The sequence below is a fragment of the Pseudomonas sp. GW821-FHT04C07 genome (assembly GCF_059420325.1).
This window is the reverse complement of record NZ_JBWKTM010000011.1, coordinates 137,040-150,064: the sequence shown is the minus strand read 5'-3', so window position 1 is coordinate 150,064 and position 13,025 is coordinate 137,040. Positions and strand designations below refer to the sequence as shown.

At 58.9% G+C, this 13,025-nt stretch carries 11 protein-coding genes; all 11 read left to right on the top strand.

Going from position 1 to position 13,025, the window contains the following annotated elements; translation table 11 throughout:
* The first annotated feature begins 2 nt into the window (after positions 1 to 2).
* The 11 genes from flhB to motD all read left to right on the top strand — a co-directional run bounded on the left by flhB (position 3) and on the right by motD (position 13,015).
* The gene (gene flhB / locus AC07UI_RS20470; RefSeq protein ID WP_494994206.1) at positions 3 to 1,139 is read left to right on the top strand and encodes a flagellar biosynthesis protein FlhB; all 1,137 of its coding nucleotides are present in this window, start codon (positions 3 to 5) and stop codon (positions 1,137 to 1,139) included.
* A 293-nt stretch (positions 1,140 to 1,432) separates the two neighbouring features.
* Entirely contained in the window at positions 1,433 to 3,562 is a 2,130-nt protein-coding gene (gene flhA / locus AC07UI_RS20465) for a flagellar biosynthesis protein FlhA (RefSeq protein WP_494994205.1), read from the top strand.
* 11 nt (positions 3,563 to 3,573) lie between these two features.
* Positions 3,574 to 4,893, top strand: coding sequence for a flagellar biosynthesis GTPase FlhF (gene flhF, locus AC07UI_RS20460; protein ID WP_494994204.1), 1,320 nt, complete (start codon positions 3,574 to 3,576; stop codon positions 4,891 to 4,893).
* A 119-nt stretch (positions 4,894 to 5,012) separates the two neighbouring features.
* Positions 5,013 to 5,843 (top strand): flagellar synthesis regulator FleN, encoded by an 831-nt coding sequence (fleN, locus tag AC07UI_RS20455; protein WP_494994203.1) that lies wholly within the window; start codon positions 5,013 to 5,015, stop codon positions 5,841 to 5,843.
* On the top strand, positions 5,840 to 6,580 hold the full coding sequence (gene fliA / locus AC07UI_RS20450) for an RNA polymerase sigma factor FliA (RefSeq protein ID WP_494994202.1): 741 nt from the start codon (positions 5,840 to 5,842) through the stop codon (positions 6,578 to 6,580). The genes fleN and fliA overlap by 4 nt, the downstream gene beginning before the upstream one ends.
* Before the next feature lie 166 nt (positions 6,581 to 6,746).
* Complete coding sequence (locus tag AC07UI_RS20445; protein ID WP_003183998.1) at positions 6,747 to 7,118, top strand: chemotaxis response regulator CheY; 372 nt, start codon at positions 6,747 to 6,749, stop codon at positions 7,116 to 7,118.
* Positions 7,119 to 7,148: 30 nt separating this feature from the next.
* Complete coding sequence (locus AC07UI_RS20440; protein ID WP_494994201.1) at positions 7,149 to 7,937, top strand: protein phosphatase CheZ; 789 nt, start codon at positions 7,149 to 7,151, stop codon at positions 7,935 to 7,937.
* 27 nt (positions 7,938 to 7,964) lie between these two features.
* Positions 7,965 to 10,193 carry a chemotaxis protein CheA gene (locus AC07UI_RS20435; RefSeq protein WP_494994200.1) on the top strand — a complete coding sequence of 743 codons (2,229 nt, stop codon included), beginning with the start codon at positions 7,965 to 7,967 and terminating at the stop codon, positions 10,191 to 10,193.
* Between the two features lie 49 nt (positions 10,194 to 10,242).
* Positions 10,243 to 11,376: a protein-glutamate methylesterase/protein-glutamine glutaminase gene (locus tag AC07UI_RS20430; RefSeq protein ID WP_494994199.1), complete on the top strand. Its 1,134-nt coding sequence runs from the start codon at positions 10,243 to 10,245 to the stop codon at positions 11,374 to 11,376.
* Positions 11,376 to 12,116, top strand: a complete 741-nt coding sequence (locus AC07UI_RS20425) for a flagellar motor protein (protein WP_494994198.1) — start codon at positions 11,376 to 11,378, stop codon at positions 12,114 to 12,116. Before AC07UI_RS20430 ends, AC07UI_RS20425 begins: the two co-directional genes overlap by 1 nt.
* A gap of 11 nt (positions 12,117 to 12,127) precedes the next feature.
* On the top strand, positions 12,128 to 13,015 hold the full coding sequence (motD, locus tag AC07UI_RS20420) for a flagellar motor protein MotD (protein ID WP_494994197.1): 888 nt from the start codon (positions 12,128 to 12,130) through the stop codon (positions 13,013 to 13,015).
* Positions 13,016 to 13,025: the final 10 nt, after the last annotated feature.

Below are 13,025 nucleotides of genomic sequence, written 5' to 3'. Positions count from 1 at the left end.
TCATGGCAGAGAGCGAAAGCGGTCAGGACAAAACAGAAGATCCCACGGACAAGCGCAAGAAGGATTCGCGGGACAAGGGTGAGGTGGCCCGCTCCAAGGAGCTCAATACCTTGGCGATCATGCTCGGTGGGGCGGGTGCGTTGTTGGTATACGGCGGCGGCCTGGCGCAGGATCTGCTGGAAATTATGCGCCTGAACTTCTCTTTGCCCCGTGAAACGCTGCTCAGTCCGGGGGCTATGGGGCTGTACCTGCTGCATTCAGGCAAGATCGCGATACTGGCGGTGCAGCCGGTGCTGCTCACGCTGTTACTGGTGGCGTTTCTCGGCCCGATTTCGCTGGGTGGCTGGTTGTTTGCCGGCAGTAGTCTGGCGCCCAAGTTCAGCCGGATGAACCCGGCCAACGGGCTCAAACGGATGTTTTCCTCAACGTCGCTGATCGAGCTGCTCAAGGCACTGGCGAAGTTTTTGCTGGTGCTGTTTGTGGCGCTCTCGGTGCTTTCCTCGGATATCGACGACCTGCTGCGCATCGCTCATGAGCCGCTGGAGCAGGCGGTCATTCACAGTGTGCAATTGGTGGGGTGGAGCACCTTGTGGATGGCCTGCGGCCTGATTCTGATCGCTGCGGTGGACGTGCCGGTGCAGCTCTACCAGAGCCATCAAAAGCTGCTGATGACCAAGCAGGAAATACGTGACGAGCACAAGGATCAGGAAGGTCGGCCTGAGGTTAAACAGCGGATTCGTCAGTTGCAGCGAGAGATGTCCCAGCGGCGGATGATGGCGGCGATTCCCGAGGCGGACGTGGTCATCACCAACCCGACTCACTATGCGGTGGCCCTCAAATACGATCCGGAAAAAGGCAGCGCGCCGGTGCTGCTGGCCAAGGGCAGTGATTTCCTGGCCTTGAAAATTCGTGAAATCGCCGTAGCCAATGAAGTCCTGCTGCTCGAATCGCCAGCCCTGGCCCGTTCGATCTATTACTCCACCGAACTTGAGCAGGAAATCCCGGCGGGGTTGTATCTGGCGGTGGCCCAGGTCCTGGCCTACGTCTACCAGATCCGTCAGTACCGAGCCGGCAAAGGCAAGCGTCCGGATCCGTTGAAAGATCTGCCGATTCCGCAGGAATTGCGGCGCGACTCGTAATTACCGGTGATAGTCCCGGCCCCCGCATGTTTTCTGAATAAACTCGTTGCCCTTGAGTCCATCGCGAGCAAGCTCGCTCCTGCGTGGGTAGGGGTTTGATGTCCGAATGTGGCCCATTGTAGGAGCGAGCTTGCTCGCGATAGCGCCCTCCCGGGCACTGCAAATCCTTGATCCTTATGCATCTTTCATAGCCCACTATTTCCTGTCTGCGCAAAAGTTGGAAGGCTTCTTGCAGGAACCCCCGTGCGTCGCTTCAGGCGTCAAAAGTTTGCTTCAGGGAACGGGGAATACCGGTGGATCGCTCTCAGTTAATCAACGCCGCTCGCAGCAACCTGGCTGACCTCTCTCGAGGCAATCTGGGTGTGCCGCTGTTGCTGTTGGTCATGCTGGCCATGATGATGTTGCCGGTTCCTGCGTTCCTGCTGGACGTGTTCTTCACCTTCAACATTGCCCTGTCGATCGTCGTGCTGCTGGTCTGCGTTTACGCGTTGCGGCCGCTGGACTTTGCGGTGTTTCCGACCATTCTGCTGGTGGCCACGCTGTTGCGGCTGGCGCTGAACGTGGCCTCCACTCGGGTGGTGATGCTCCACGGTCAGGAAGGTCATGCCGCCGCCGGTAAGGTGATCCAGGCCTTTGGTGAGGTAGTGATCGGCGGCAACTACGTGGTGGGTATCGTGGTCTTCGCGATTTTGATGATCATCAACTTTGTGGTGGTGACCAAGGGTGCCGGACGGATTTCCGAGGTGAGCGCGCGTTTTACCCTCGATGCGATGCCTGGCAAACAGATGGCGATCGACGCCGACCTCAACGCTGGCCTGATCGACCAGCCGCAGGCCAAGCTGCGCCGTCTTGAAGTGGCACAAGAGGCAGAGTTCTACGGCTCGATGGACGGTGCCAGTAAATTCGTTCGCGGTGACGCCATCGCCGGTCTGCTGATTTTGTTCATCAACCTGATCGGTGGTATGGCGGTCGGCATCTTCCAGCACGGCATGGGCTTTGGCGATGCGGGCAAGGTTTATGCGTTGCTGACCATTGGTGACGGATTGGTGGCGCAATTGCCTTCACTGTTGCTGTCGACGGCGGCGGCGATCATGGTGACCCGTGCTTCCGGTTCCGAAGACATGGGCAAGCAAATCAGCCGGCAAATGTTCGCCTCGCCCAAGGCCCTGGCGGTGGCGGCAGGGTTGATGGCGGTTATGGGGCTGGTGCCTGGCATGCCGCACGTTTCGTTCCTCAGCCTGGCTGCGGTGGCCGGTGGTATGGCTTATCTACTCTGGAAGAAGCAAAACGTTGTCAAGGTTCAGGCTCTGGAAGAGGTCAAGCGTCAGCAGGAGCTGCTGCCTTCACCGGCGCGTGCTCAGGAAACCAAGGAGTTGGGCTGGGATGACGTGACGCCGATCGACATGATCGGTCTGGAAGTCGGCTATCGACTGATCCCGCTGGTGGACCGTAACCAGGGTGGTCAGTTGCTGGCGCGGATCAAGGGGGTGCGCAAGAAGCTCTCCCAGGATCTGGGCTTCCTGATGCCGACCGTGCACATCCGTGACAACCTCGATCTGGCGCCGAGTGCCTACCGCCTGACCCTGATGGGGGTGATCCTCGCCGAGGCGGAGATCTATCCGGATCGCGAACTGGCGATCAACCCTGGGCAGGTCTATGGCACGCTCAATGGCATCACCGCCAAAGATCCGGCCTTTGGTCTGGAGGCAGTCTGGATCGAAATCAGTCAGCGTCCTCAGGCGCAGTCTCTGGGTTACACCGTGGTCGACGCCAGTACGGTAGTGGCGACTCACCTCAATCAGATTTTGTACAAGCACTCCAGCGAGCTGATCGGCCACGAAGAAGTTCAGCAGCTCATGCAATTGCTGGCCAAAAGCTCGCCAAAACTGGCCGAGGAGCTGGTGCCGGGCGTTGTTTCGCTGTCGCAGCTGCTCAAAGTGCTGCAAGCATTGTTGGCCGAACAGGTTCCGGTTCGCGACATTCGCAGTATTGCCGAGGCCATCGCGAACAATGCGTCCAAGAGTCAAGATACTGCCGCTCTGGTGGCAGCCGTGCGGGTTGGCGTATCACGCGCTATCGTCCAAAGCATTGTAGGCACTGAGTCCGAGCTACCTGTGATTACCTTGGAACCAAGGTTGGAACAGATATTGCTCAATAGTCTGCAGAAGGCAGGACAAGGTCAGGAAGAGGGCGTTCTGCTGGAGCCAAGCATGGCTGAGAAGTTGCAGCGCTCGTTGATCGATGCGGCGCAACGTCAGGAAATGCAAGGTCAACCGGTGATTCTGTTGGTAGCAGGTCCGGTGCGCGCGATGCTCTCGCGGTTCGGACGTCTCGCAGTCCCGGGTTTGCACGTGTTGGCGTATCAGGAAATTCCTGACAACAAGCAAGTGACCATCGTTGCGACAGTAGGGCCCAACGGCTGAGGTAGTGGTTTATGCAAGTTAAGCGTTTTTTCGCCGCCGATATGCGTCAGGCCATGAAACTGGTTCGCGATGAGCTGGGCGCTGATGCCGCCATTATCGGCAATCGCCGGATCGCCGGTGGTGTCGAGCTGACTGCAGCCCTGGATTACAAACTGTCCGCGCTGGCGCCTCGTGTACCGAACATCGAGCTCGAAGACGAGTTGCGTAAAACCCAGTCGCGAATCGTCACGGCTCAGGCTGAACTGAGCCTGCGCGGTGACGGCGATTCAACCACCAATCGTCAGTTGTTCGCCGGTTTGCCGCTGACCGCCGCCGAACCGTTGATCGAGCCGACCTTCGCTGAGCCCCGTCGTCCAGCACCGGCACCCGCTGCTTCGCCTTCCGTGGATCAGCGCGTGTTTGACTCGATGCGATTCGAGCTCAGCGGTCTGCGTGAGCTGCTGGAAGTGCAGTTGGGCTCGCTGGCCTGGAACCAGTTGCAAGGCAGCCGGCCACAGCAGGCCAATCTTTGGCGTCGCCTGCAACGTATCGGTTTGTCCGGTCCGCTGTCGCGCGACCTGCTGGCACTGATTACCGAAATTGAAGAGCCACGTCAGGCCTGGCGCATGCTGTTGGCGCACCTGGCGCGGATGATCGCGACCCCCGAGATCGAGCCGCTGGAGGAGGGCGGGGTGATTGCCATGGTCGGTCCTGCCGGCATGGGCAAGACCACCACGCTGGCCAAGCTGGCGGCGCGTTATGTGCTCAAGTACGGCGCGCAGAACATCGCGCTGGTGAGCATGGACAGCTACCGTATCGGGGCCCAGGAACAGCTCAAGACCCTGGGGCGTATCCTCAATGTCTCCGTGACCCACGTCGACCCGGGCCAGTCCCTGGCGCAGGCGCTCGATCCGCTGTTGCGCAAGCGCGTCGTATTGATCGATACCGCCGGCCTTCAGGCCAGCGACCCGGCGTTGCGCATGCAGCTGGAAAGCCTGGCCGGTCGCGGGATCAAGTCAAAGAATTATCTGGTGTTGGCAACAACCAGCCAGAAGCAGGTACTAACCGCCGCTTATCACAGTTACAAACGCTGCGGGCTGGCCGGGTGCATCCTGACTAAACTGGATGAAACGGCAAGCCTGGGCGAAGTGTTGAGTCTGGCGATCAGTCACGAGTTACCCGTTGCTTATCTGACCGATGGGCCGCGGATTCCGGATGATCTGCATTTACCACGCCGCCATCAATTGGTCAGTCGCGCCGTGAGTGTGCAGATGCAGGAAGAACCCAGCGAAGAAGCCATGGCTGATATGTTCGCTGACCTCTACCACAGCCCGACCAAGCGGGTCGGCTAAGGTAATAACGAATAGATTGCAGTGAATCTACATCGATGGTCTGCCATGCATTGTTTCAGTGGTGAACGCGCAGCCAGTTATGTGGCCTCCGTCTAAGTAAGACAAGGTATAGAAAGAACATGGGCAGCATGCATCCCGTACAGGTGATTGCGGTGACCGGCGGCAAAGGTGGCGTCGGGAAGACTAACGTGTCAGTGAACTTGTCCCTGGCTCTAGCTGAGCTCGGCCGGCGCGTCATGCTGCTGGATGCCGATCTGGGGCTGGCGAACGTCGACGTTCTGTTGGGACTGACACCCAAACGCACTCTGGCCGATGTGGTCGAGGGGCGTTGTGAGTTGCGCGATGTACTGCTTCAGGGGCCAGGCGGCATTCGCATCGTCCCGGCAGCATCCGGTACGCAGAGCATGGTGCATCTGAGCCCGGCCCAACATGCCGGCCTGATCCAGGCCTTTAGCGATATCGGCGACAACCTCGACGTGCTGGTGATCGACACCGCCGCCGGTATTGGTGATTCGGTTGTCAGTTTTGTTCGCGCGGCCCAGGAAGTGCTGCTGGTGGTCTGCGACGAGCCGACCTCGATCACCGATGCCTATGCCCTGATCAAATTGCTCAATCGTGACCATGGCATGAACCGCTTCCGTGTGCTCGCCAACATGGCGCAGAGCCCGCAGGAAGGTCGCAATCTGTTCGCCAAGTTGACCAAGGTCACGGATCGCTTCCTGGACGTGGCCTTGCAGTACGTCGGTGCGGTTCCCTACGACGAGTGTGTGCGCAAGGCTGTGCAAAAGCAGCGTGCGGTCTATGAGGCCTTCCCTCGTTCGAAGTGCGCCCTGGCGTTCAAAGCCATTGCTCAGAAAGTCGATACCTGGCCGCTGCCTGCCAATCCACGCGGGCATCTGGAATTCTTCGTCGAGCGGCTGGTGCATCAAACGGCAGGGCCGGTGCTATGAGCGCCAGCGGGTACAACCTCTACAAGGCGTCGGCACGTGACAGCCAGTACGAGCTGATCGAGCGCTATGCGCCACTGGTCAAGCGTATTGCCTACCACTTGCTGGCACGCCTGCCAGCCAGTGTTCAGGTCGAGGATCTGATCCAGGCCGGGATGATCGGCTTGCTGGAAGTGTCGACCAAATACGACGCCAGCAAGGGCGCGAGTTTCGAGACTTATGCGGGGATCCGCATTCGTGGCGCGATGCTCGATGAAGTGCGTAAAGGTGACTGGGCTCCACGTTCGGTACACCGCAATACCCGGATGGTCAGTGACGCAATCCGCTCAATTGAAGCTAAAACCGGACGTGACGCTAAAGATCACGAGGTTGCGGCCGAACTCCAATTGAGTCTCGATGATTATTACGGGATTTTGAACGACACCTTGGGTAGTCGGTTGTTCAGCTTCGACGATCTGTTGCAGGACGGCGAGCATGAAGGGCTGCACGAGGATGGCGCGAGTGCTCATCTCGAGCCGTCGCGTGATCTGGAAGATGAACGCTTCCAGGCTGCGTTGGCGGACGCGATTGCCAATTTGCCGGAGCGTGAGCGACTGGTGTTGGCGCTGTACTACGACGAAGAGCTGAACCTCAAGGAAATCGGTGAGGTCCTGGGAGTCAGCGAATCGCGGGTCAGCCAGTTACACAGCCAGTGCGCGGCCCGTTTACGGGGGCGTTTGGGGGAGTGGCGAGCGCGCTGACAGGCAGTGTGGGGACACTGCGAACGAGGCTGGTATGGCGTAGCCGCACCGGTCACGGCCCGTTGTGCTCCATGCAACCGTTGAGTGTTACGCCGAATTGATTGAATGGCGCGTTCAGGTGCTGGGCGCGTTTTAAGACTGCTTGGAGGTCGAATTGGACAAGAACATGAAAATCCTCATCGTTGATGACTTCTCAACGATGCGGCGGATCATAAAAAACCTGTTGCGTGACCTTGGGTTCACCAACACGGTCGAGGCGGATGATGGTACTACCGCGATTCCGGTCCTCAACAGCGGGAGCATCGACTTTCTGGTAACGGACTGGAACATGCCCGGCATGACCGGTATCGACTTGCTGCGCCACGTGCGTGCCGATGAAAAGCTCAAGCACCTGCCGGTGTTGATGGTGACGGCCGAAGCCAAGCGCGAGCAAATCATCGAAGCCGCTCAGGCCGGCGTGAACGGCTATGTGGTCAAACCATTCACGGCTCAGGCGCTGAAAGAGAAGATCGAAAAAATCTTCGAACGCATCGGTTGATATGCGGAGCCAGTCCGCCACGGGGGAGCTATGGAGCATAACGAATCTTCACTGGGCGATTTTGAATCGACCCTGAAAAAACATGCCAGCGAACTGGTCGAAAGCCTTGAAAAAGGTAAATTCGGCGACGCCGTGCAACTGATCCATGAGCTCAACCAGACCCGTGATCGCGGCCTGTACCAAGAGGTAGGCAAGCTCACCCGCGAGCTGCATAGCGCAATTGTCAATTTTCATATTGACCCGCACATGCCGCAAGCCGAGGAGGTTTCACAGATCACGGATGCCACTGAGCGCCTGTCCTATGTGGTCAGGCTGACCGAGGCTGCGGCCAACCGCACCATGGACCTGGTCGAGAACAGCACCCCGTTGGTCAATGGCCTGAGCACCGAGGCTCAGGCCTTGAGCGTGGACTGGGGGCGGTTCATGCGTCGTGAAGTCGGTGCCGAGGAGTTCCGTGAACTGGCCCGGCGGGTAGACGGTTTCCTGACGCGTAGCGAGCAACAGACTCGTGTCGTGTCGAGCAATCTCAACGACATCCTGCTGGCTCAGGATTACCAGGACCTCACAGGCCAGGTGATCAAGCGCGTGACCCAATTGGTCACGGAAGTCGAAAGCAATCTGCTCAAACTCGTGTTGATGGCCAGTCACGTCGACCGGTTTGCGGGCATTGAACATGACCGCGAATCGATCCTCGCGGAAAAAGATCCGGAAAAACATCTGTCTCAGGGTGAAGGTCCGCAGATTCATGCCGATAAACGTGAAGACGTTATGTCCGGTCAGGACGATGTAGACGATTTGCTTTCCAGCCTTGGATTTTAGGCCGACTTATCAGGAGCACCCATACACATGAGCTTCGGCGCCGATGAAGAGATCCTTCAGGATTTCCTGGTTGAGGCCGGCGAGATTCTTGAGCAACTGTCCGAACAACTGGTTGAGCTTGAAAGCCGACCAGATGATGCGGACTTGCTCAACGCAATTTTTCGCGGTTTTCACACTGTAAAAGGGGGCGCCGGCTTCCTCCAGCTCAACGAGCTGGTGGAGTGCTGTCACATCGCCGAGAACGTCTTCGACATCCTGCGCAAGGGTGAGCGTCGGGTCGACTCGGAATTGATGGACGTGGTTCTGGAAGCGCTGGATGCTGTGAACGGTATGTTCACCCAAGTCCGCGAGCGCACCGCGATCACCGCTGCAACACCTGAATTATTGGCAGCGTTGGCGCGGCTGGCCGAGCCTGCCGCTGCCGATGTTGCACCGGCGGTTGAAGTGAGCGCCGAACCTGTCGTCGAGAGCGAATCGGGCGACATCACCGACAATGAGTTCGAACAGCTGCTCGATTCGCTCAATGCGGTCAAAGCCCAGGCAGAAACGCCTGCGGTGGTTCAGCTGGCTCCAGCGGTTCCAGGCAGCGATGAAATCACCGATGCCGAGTTCGAGTCGTTGCTCGATCAGTTGCACGGCAAGGGCCAGTTCGCCGTTGACGCCGTCGCGGCACAAGCTGAGCCTGCTGCACCAAAGGGCGAAGCGGCCAGCAACGAAATTACCGACGACGAATTCGAAGCATTGCTCGATCAGTTGCACGGCAAAGGTACATTCGCGGTAGATGCACTGGATGCGGCGATCGCTTCGGTGCCAGCTGCTGCCCTGCCAAGTGCTCTGGCGGCTGGCAGTGATCTGATTTCCGATCATGAGTTCGAGTCGTTGCTTGACGAGTTGCACGGCAAAGGCAAGTTCACTGAAGTACCTGCTGCTGCGACTGCGGTAGTGGCGGCGCCTGTTGCCAAAGCGGTTGCACAGCTGGTCACAAAAGCACCTGAAGCCAGGGCCCAAGCGCCAGAACCGGCGGCTCCTGCACCGGCTGCGGCCAGAGCGCCTGCGGCTGCGTCATCGGAAAAACCGGCCAGTGAAGCCGAGACCACCGTGCGGGTCGATACCGCGCGGCTGGACGAGATCATGAACATGGTCGGCGAATTGGTGCTGGTCCGTAACCGCTTGGTCCGTCTGGGCCTCAATAGCGGCGATGAAGCCATGTCCAAAGCCGTGTCGAACCTCGACGTGGTGACGGCCGATCTGCAAACCGCGGTGATGAAAACCCGGATGCAGCCGATCAAGAAAGTCTTCGGTCGCTTCCCGCGACTGGTACGCGATCTGGCTCGCCAGTTGAAGAAAGAGATCAACCTGGAGCTGGTTGGTGAAGAAACCGACCTCGACAAGAACCTCGTCGAGGCCCTGGCCGACCCGTTGGTCCACTTGGTGCGCAACGCGGTCGACCACGGTATCGAGTCCCCGGAAGAACGCGAAGCATCGGGCAAGTCCCGTGGCGGCAAGGTGATTCTGGCGGCCGAGCAAGAAGGCGACCATATCCTGCTGTCGATCTCCGATGACGGCAAGGGCATGGACCCGAGTGTCCTGCGTTCCATTGCGGTGAAACGCGGTGTGATGGACAAGGATGCCGCCGATCGTCTGAGCGACACCGAATGCTACAACCTGATTTTTGCACCAGGTTTCTCGACCAAAACCGAGATTTCCGACGTGTCGGGTCGTGGTGTGGGCATGGACGTGGTGAAAACCAAGATTTCCCAGCTCAACGGTTCGATCAACATCTACTCGACCAAGGGCCAGGGCTCGAAGATCGTCATCAAGGTCCCGTTGACCCTGGCGATCATGCCGACGCTGATGGTCATGCTCGGCAACCAGGCCTTTGCTTTCCCGCTGGTCAACGTCAACGAGATTTTCCATCTCGACCTGTCGCGCACCAACGTGGTCGATGGCCAGGAAGTGGTGATCGTGCGCGACAAAGCGCTGCCTCTGTTCTATCTCAAGCGCTGGCTGGTCGCTTCCGCCGCTCACGAAGAGCAGCGTGAAGGCCATGTGGTGATCCTTTCGGTGGGCACCCAGCGGATCGGCTTCGTCGTCGATCAACTGGTCGGTCAGGAAGAGGTGGTCATCAAGCCATTGGGCAAGATGCTTCAGGGAACCCCGGGCATGTCCGGCGCCACCATCACCGGTGACGGCCGCATTGCGCTGATTCTCGATGTTCCGAGCATGCTCAAGCGTTACGCCGCACGGCGTATTTGATTCTGATGGAGCGGGGCGACTGAGCCTCGCTCCGTCTAACGGAGTGTTTATGGCAGTCAAAGTCCTGGTGGTGGACGATTCGGGGTTTTTCCGCCGCCGCGTCTCGGAAATTCTTTCAGCGGATCCGAGCATCCAGGTCGTCGGTACGGCGACCAACGGCAAAGAAGCGATCGATCAGGCGCTGGCCCTCAAGCCAGACGTGATCACCATGGACTACGAGATGCCGATGATGGATGGCATCACGGCGGTGCGGCACATCATGCAGCGCTGCCCGACTCCGGTATTGATGTTCTCCTCGCTGACCCATGAAGGCGCCCGGGTAACCCTCGACGCTCTGGATGCCGGTGCGGTGGACTTCCTGCCGAAGAATTTCGAAGACATCTCGCGTAATCCCGAGAAGGTCAAGCAACTGCTGTGCGAGAAGGTTCACAGCATTTCGCGCAGTAACCGTCGTTTCAGTGCCTACAGCGCACTCGCCTCGCAACCGGCCGCTGCGCCCGTGCCTGCACCGTCGCCCTCTGTCAGCACTTTCGGCAGCAGCGCGCCTGTACGTCCCGCACCCGCGCCGATTCCTGCCCGTGTTCCTGCGGCCAGCCCGAGCTCGCCCGCACCGAAACGCAAATCCTACAAACTGGTCGCCATCGGTACGTCTACGGGCGGCCCGGTAGCGTTGCAGCGGGTGCTGACTCAGCTGCCAGCAAATTTCCCGGCGCCGATCGTGCTGATCCAGCACATGCCAGCGGCCTTCACCAAGGCGTTTGCCGAGCGCCTGGACAAGCTGTGCCGCATCACTGTCAAGGAAGCAGAGGACGGCGATATTCTGCGTCCAGGCCTTGCTTTGCTGGCACCCGGTGGCAAGCAAATGATGATCGATGGCCGTGGCGCGGTGAAAATCCTTCCGGGCGACGAGCGTCTGAATTACAAGCCGAGCGTGGACATCACCTTTGGTTCGGCAGCCAAATCCTACGGTGACAAAGTTCTGGCGGTGGTGCTCACCGGCATGGGTGCCGATGGTCGCGAAGGCGCGCGTCTGCTCAAGCAGGGTGGCAGCGCCATCTGGGCCCAGGATGAAGCCAGCTGCGTGATCTATGGCATGCCGATGGCCATTGTCAAAGCCGATCTGGCGGATGCTGTGTACGGCCTGGACGATATAGGCAAACATCTGGTCGAGGCTTGCCTCTGATGGATGTTTTAAGCCTTATCGGGATCATCATGGCGTTTGTCGCCATCATTGGTGGCAATTACCTGGAAGGTGGTCATCTCACCGCACTGGCCAATGGCCCGGCGGCGCTGATTGTGTTGGGCGGCACCGTCGGCGCTGCGTTGTTGCAGTCGCCAATGAGCGCCTTCAAACGCGCCATGCAGATCTTTATCTGGATTTTGTTTCCGCCCCGTGTCGATCTGCCCGGTGGCATCGATCGGGTGGTGAACTGGAGCCTGATCGCCCGCAAGGAAGGTTTGCTGGGTCTTGAAGGCGTGGCTGATACCGAGCCCGACAGCTACTCGCGCAAAGGCTTGCAGTTGTTGGTCGACGGCGCTGAACCGGAAGCGATCCGCAGCATCCTCGAGGTGGACTTCTACACCCAGGAAAGCCGTGACACCGACGCTGCCAAGGTTTTTGAAAGCATGGGCGGTTATGCGCCAACCATCGGCATCATCGGTGCTGTCATGGGCCTGATCCATGTCATGGGCAATCTGGGTGACCCTTCGCAACTGGGCAGCGGGATCGCCGTGGCGTTCGTTGCGACCATCTACGGTGTGGCCAGCGCCAATCTGGTATTGCTGCCGATTGCCAGCAAGCTCAAGTCCATCGCGTTGCGCCAGTCGCGTTATCGCGAAATGCTGCTCGAAGGAATCCTGTCGATAGCCGAAGGTGAGAACCCTCGTTCCATTGAGTTGAAGCTTCAGGGCTTCATGGACTAATGGAGTAGCCCATGGCACGTCGTCGCCAACCTGAAGAGCACGTCAACCACGAACGTTGGTTGGTGTCCTATGCCGACTTCATCACGCTGCTGTTTGCTTTCTTCGTGGTGATGTATTCGATTTCGTCGATCAACGAAGGCAAATACAAAGAGATTTCCCAGGCCCTGATCGGCGTGTTCAACGACTCGCAACGCACCCTCAAGCCGATTCCCATCGGTGACGAGCGGCCCAGGACGGTCACGCCGGCCAAGCCGTTGGTCAAGGACAGCGAGCAGATTGACGCGGGCATTGCTCAGGCGAGTAACGACCCGCTGAAGTCCATTGCCGATGACATCAGCGCCGCGTTCGGTGACTTGATCAGCTCCAATCAAATGACCATCCGCGGCAACGAGTTGTGGGTCGAAATCGAACTGAATTCCAGCCTGCTGTTCGGCAGCGGTGACGCCATGCCCAGCGATGTCGCGTTCAATATCATCGATAAGGTGGCGAAAATTCTGAAGCCCTTCGACAACCCGATTCACGTTGAAGGTTTCACCGATGATCAGCCGATCCGCACTTCGCAATACCCGACCAACTGGGAGCTGTCGTCAGCTCGCTCCGCCAGCATTGTGCGCATGCTTGCCATGGAAGGAGTGAATCCGGGCCGTCTGGCTTCGGTCGGTTATGGTGAATTTCAGCCGGTGGCCAATAACGCGACCTCCGAAGGCCGTGCGCGCAATCGCCGCGTGGTGCTGGTGGTGTCGCGCAACCTCGATGTGCGCCGCAGTCTGACGGGCACCGGCACGGCAAATGCCAAACCCGATGCCGCATTGAAGCGTGCTGGCACACAAACTGCACCCTCGTCCGTAAAGTCGACGAGACGAGAGAGTGCCGTCAATTCTCCGTCGCCCGCCCTATAACTTAGTGCTA

Bases quoted from the DNA above. Each gene is read 5' to 3' on its own strand.
- AC07UI_RS20430 (WP_494994199.1), top strand. From the start codon at position 10,243: ATGGCAGTCAAAGTCCTGGTGGTGGACGATTCGGGGTTTTTCCGCCGC.
- AC07UI_RS20425 (WP_494994198.1), top strand. From the start codon at position 11,376: ATGGATGTTTTAAGCCTTATCGGGATCATCATGGCGTTTGTCGCCATC.
- AC07UI_RS20435 (WP_494994200.1), top strand. From the start codon at position 7,965: ATGAGCTTCGGCGCCGATGAAGAGATCCTTCAGGATTTCCTGGTTGAG.
- fleN (WP_494994203.1), top strand. From the start codon at position 5,013: ATGGGCAGCATGCATCCCGTACAGGTGATTGCGGTGACCGGCGGCAAA.
- AC07UI_RS20440 (WP_494994201.1), top strand. From the start codon at position 7,149: ATGGAGCATAACGAATCTTCACTGGGCGATTTTGAATCGACCCTGAAA.
- fliA (WP_494994202.1), top strand. From the start codon at position 5,840: ATGAGCGCCAGCGGGTACAACCTCTACAAGGCGTCGGCACGTGACAGC.
- motD (WP_494994197.1), top strand. From the start codon at position 12,128: ATGGCACGTCGTCGCCAACCTGAAGAGCACGTCAACCACGAACGTTGG.
- AC07UI_RS20445 (WP_003183998.1), top strand. From the start codon at position 6,747: ATGAAAATCCTCATCGTTGATGACTTCTCAACGATGCGGCGGATCATA.
- flhF (WP_494994204.1), top strand. From the start codon at position 3,574: ATGCAAGTTAAGCGTTTTTTCGCCGCCGATATGCGTCAGGCCATGAAA.
- flhB (WP_494994206.1), top strand. From the start codon at position 3: ATGGCAGAGAGCGAAAGCGGTCAGGACAAAACAGAAGATCCCACGGAC.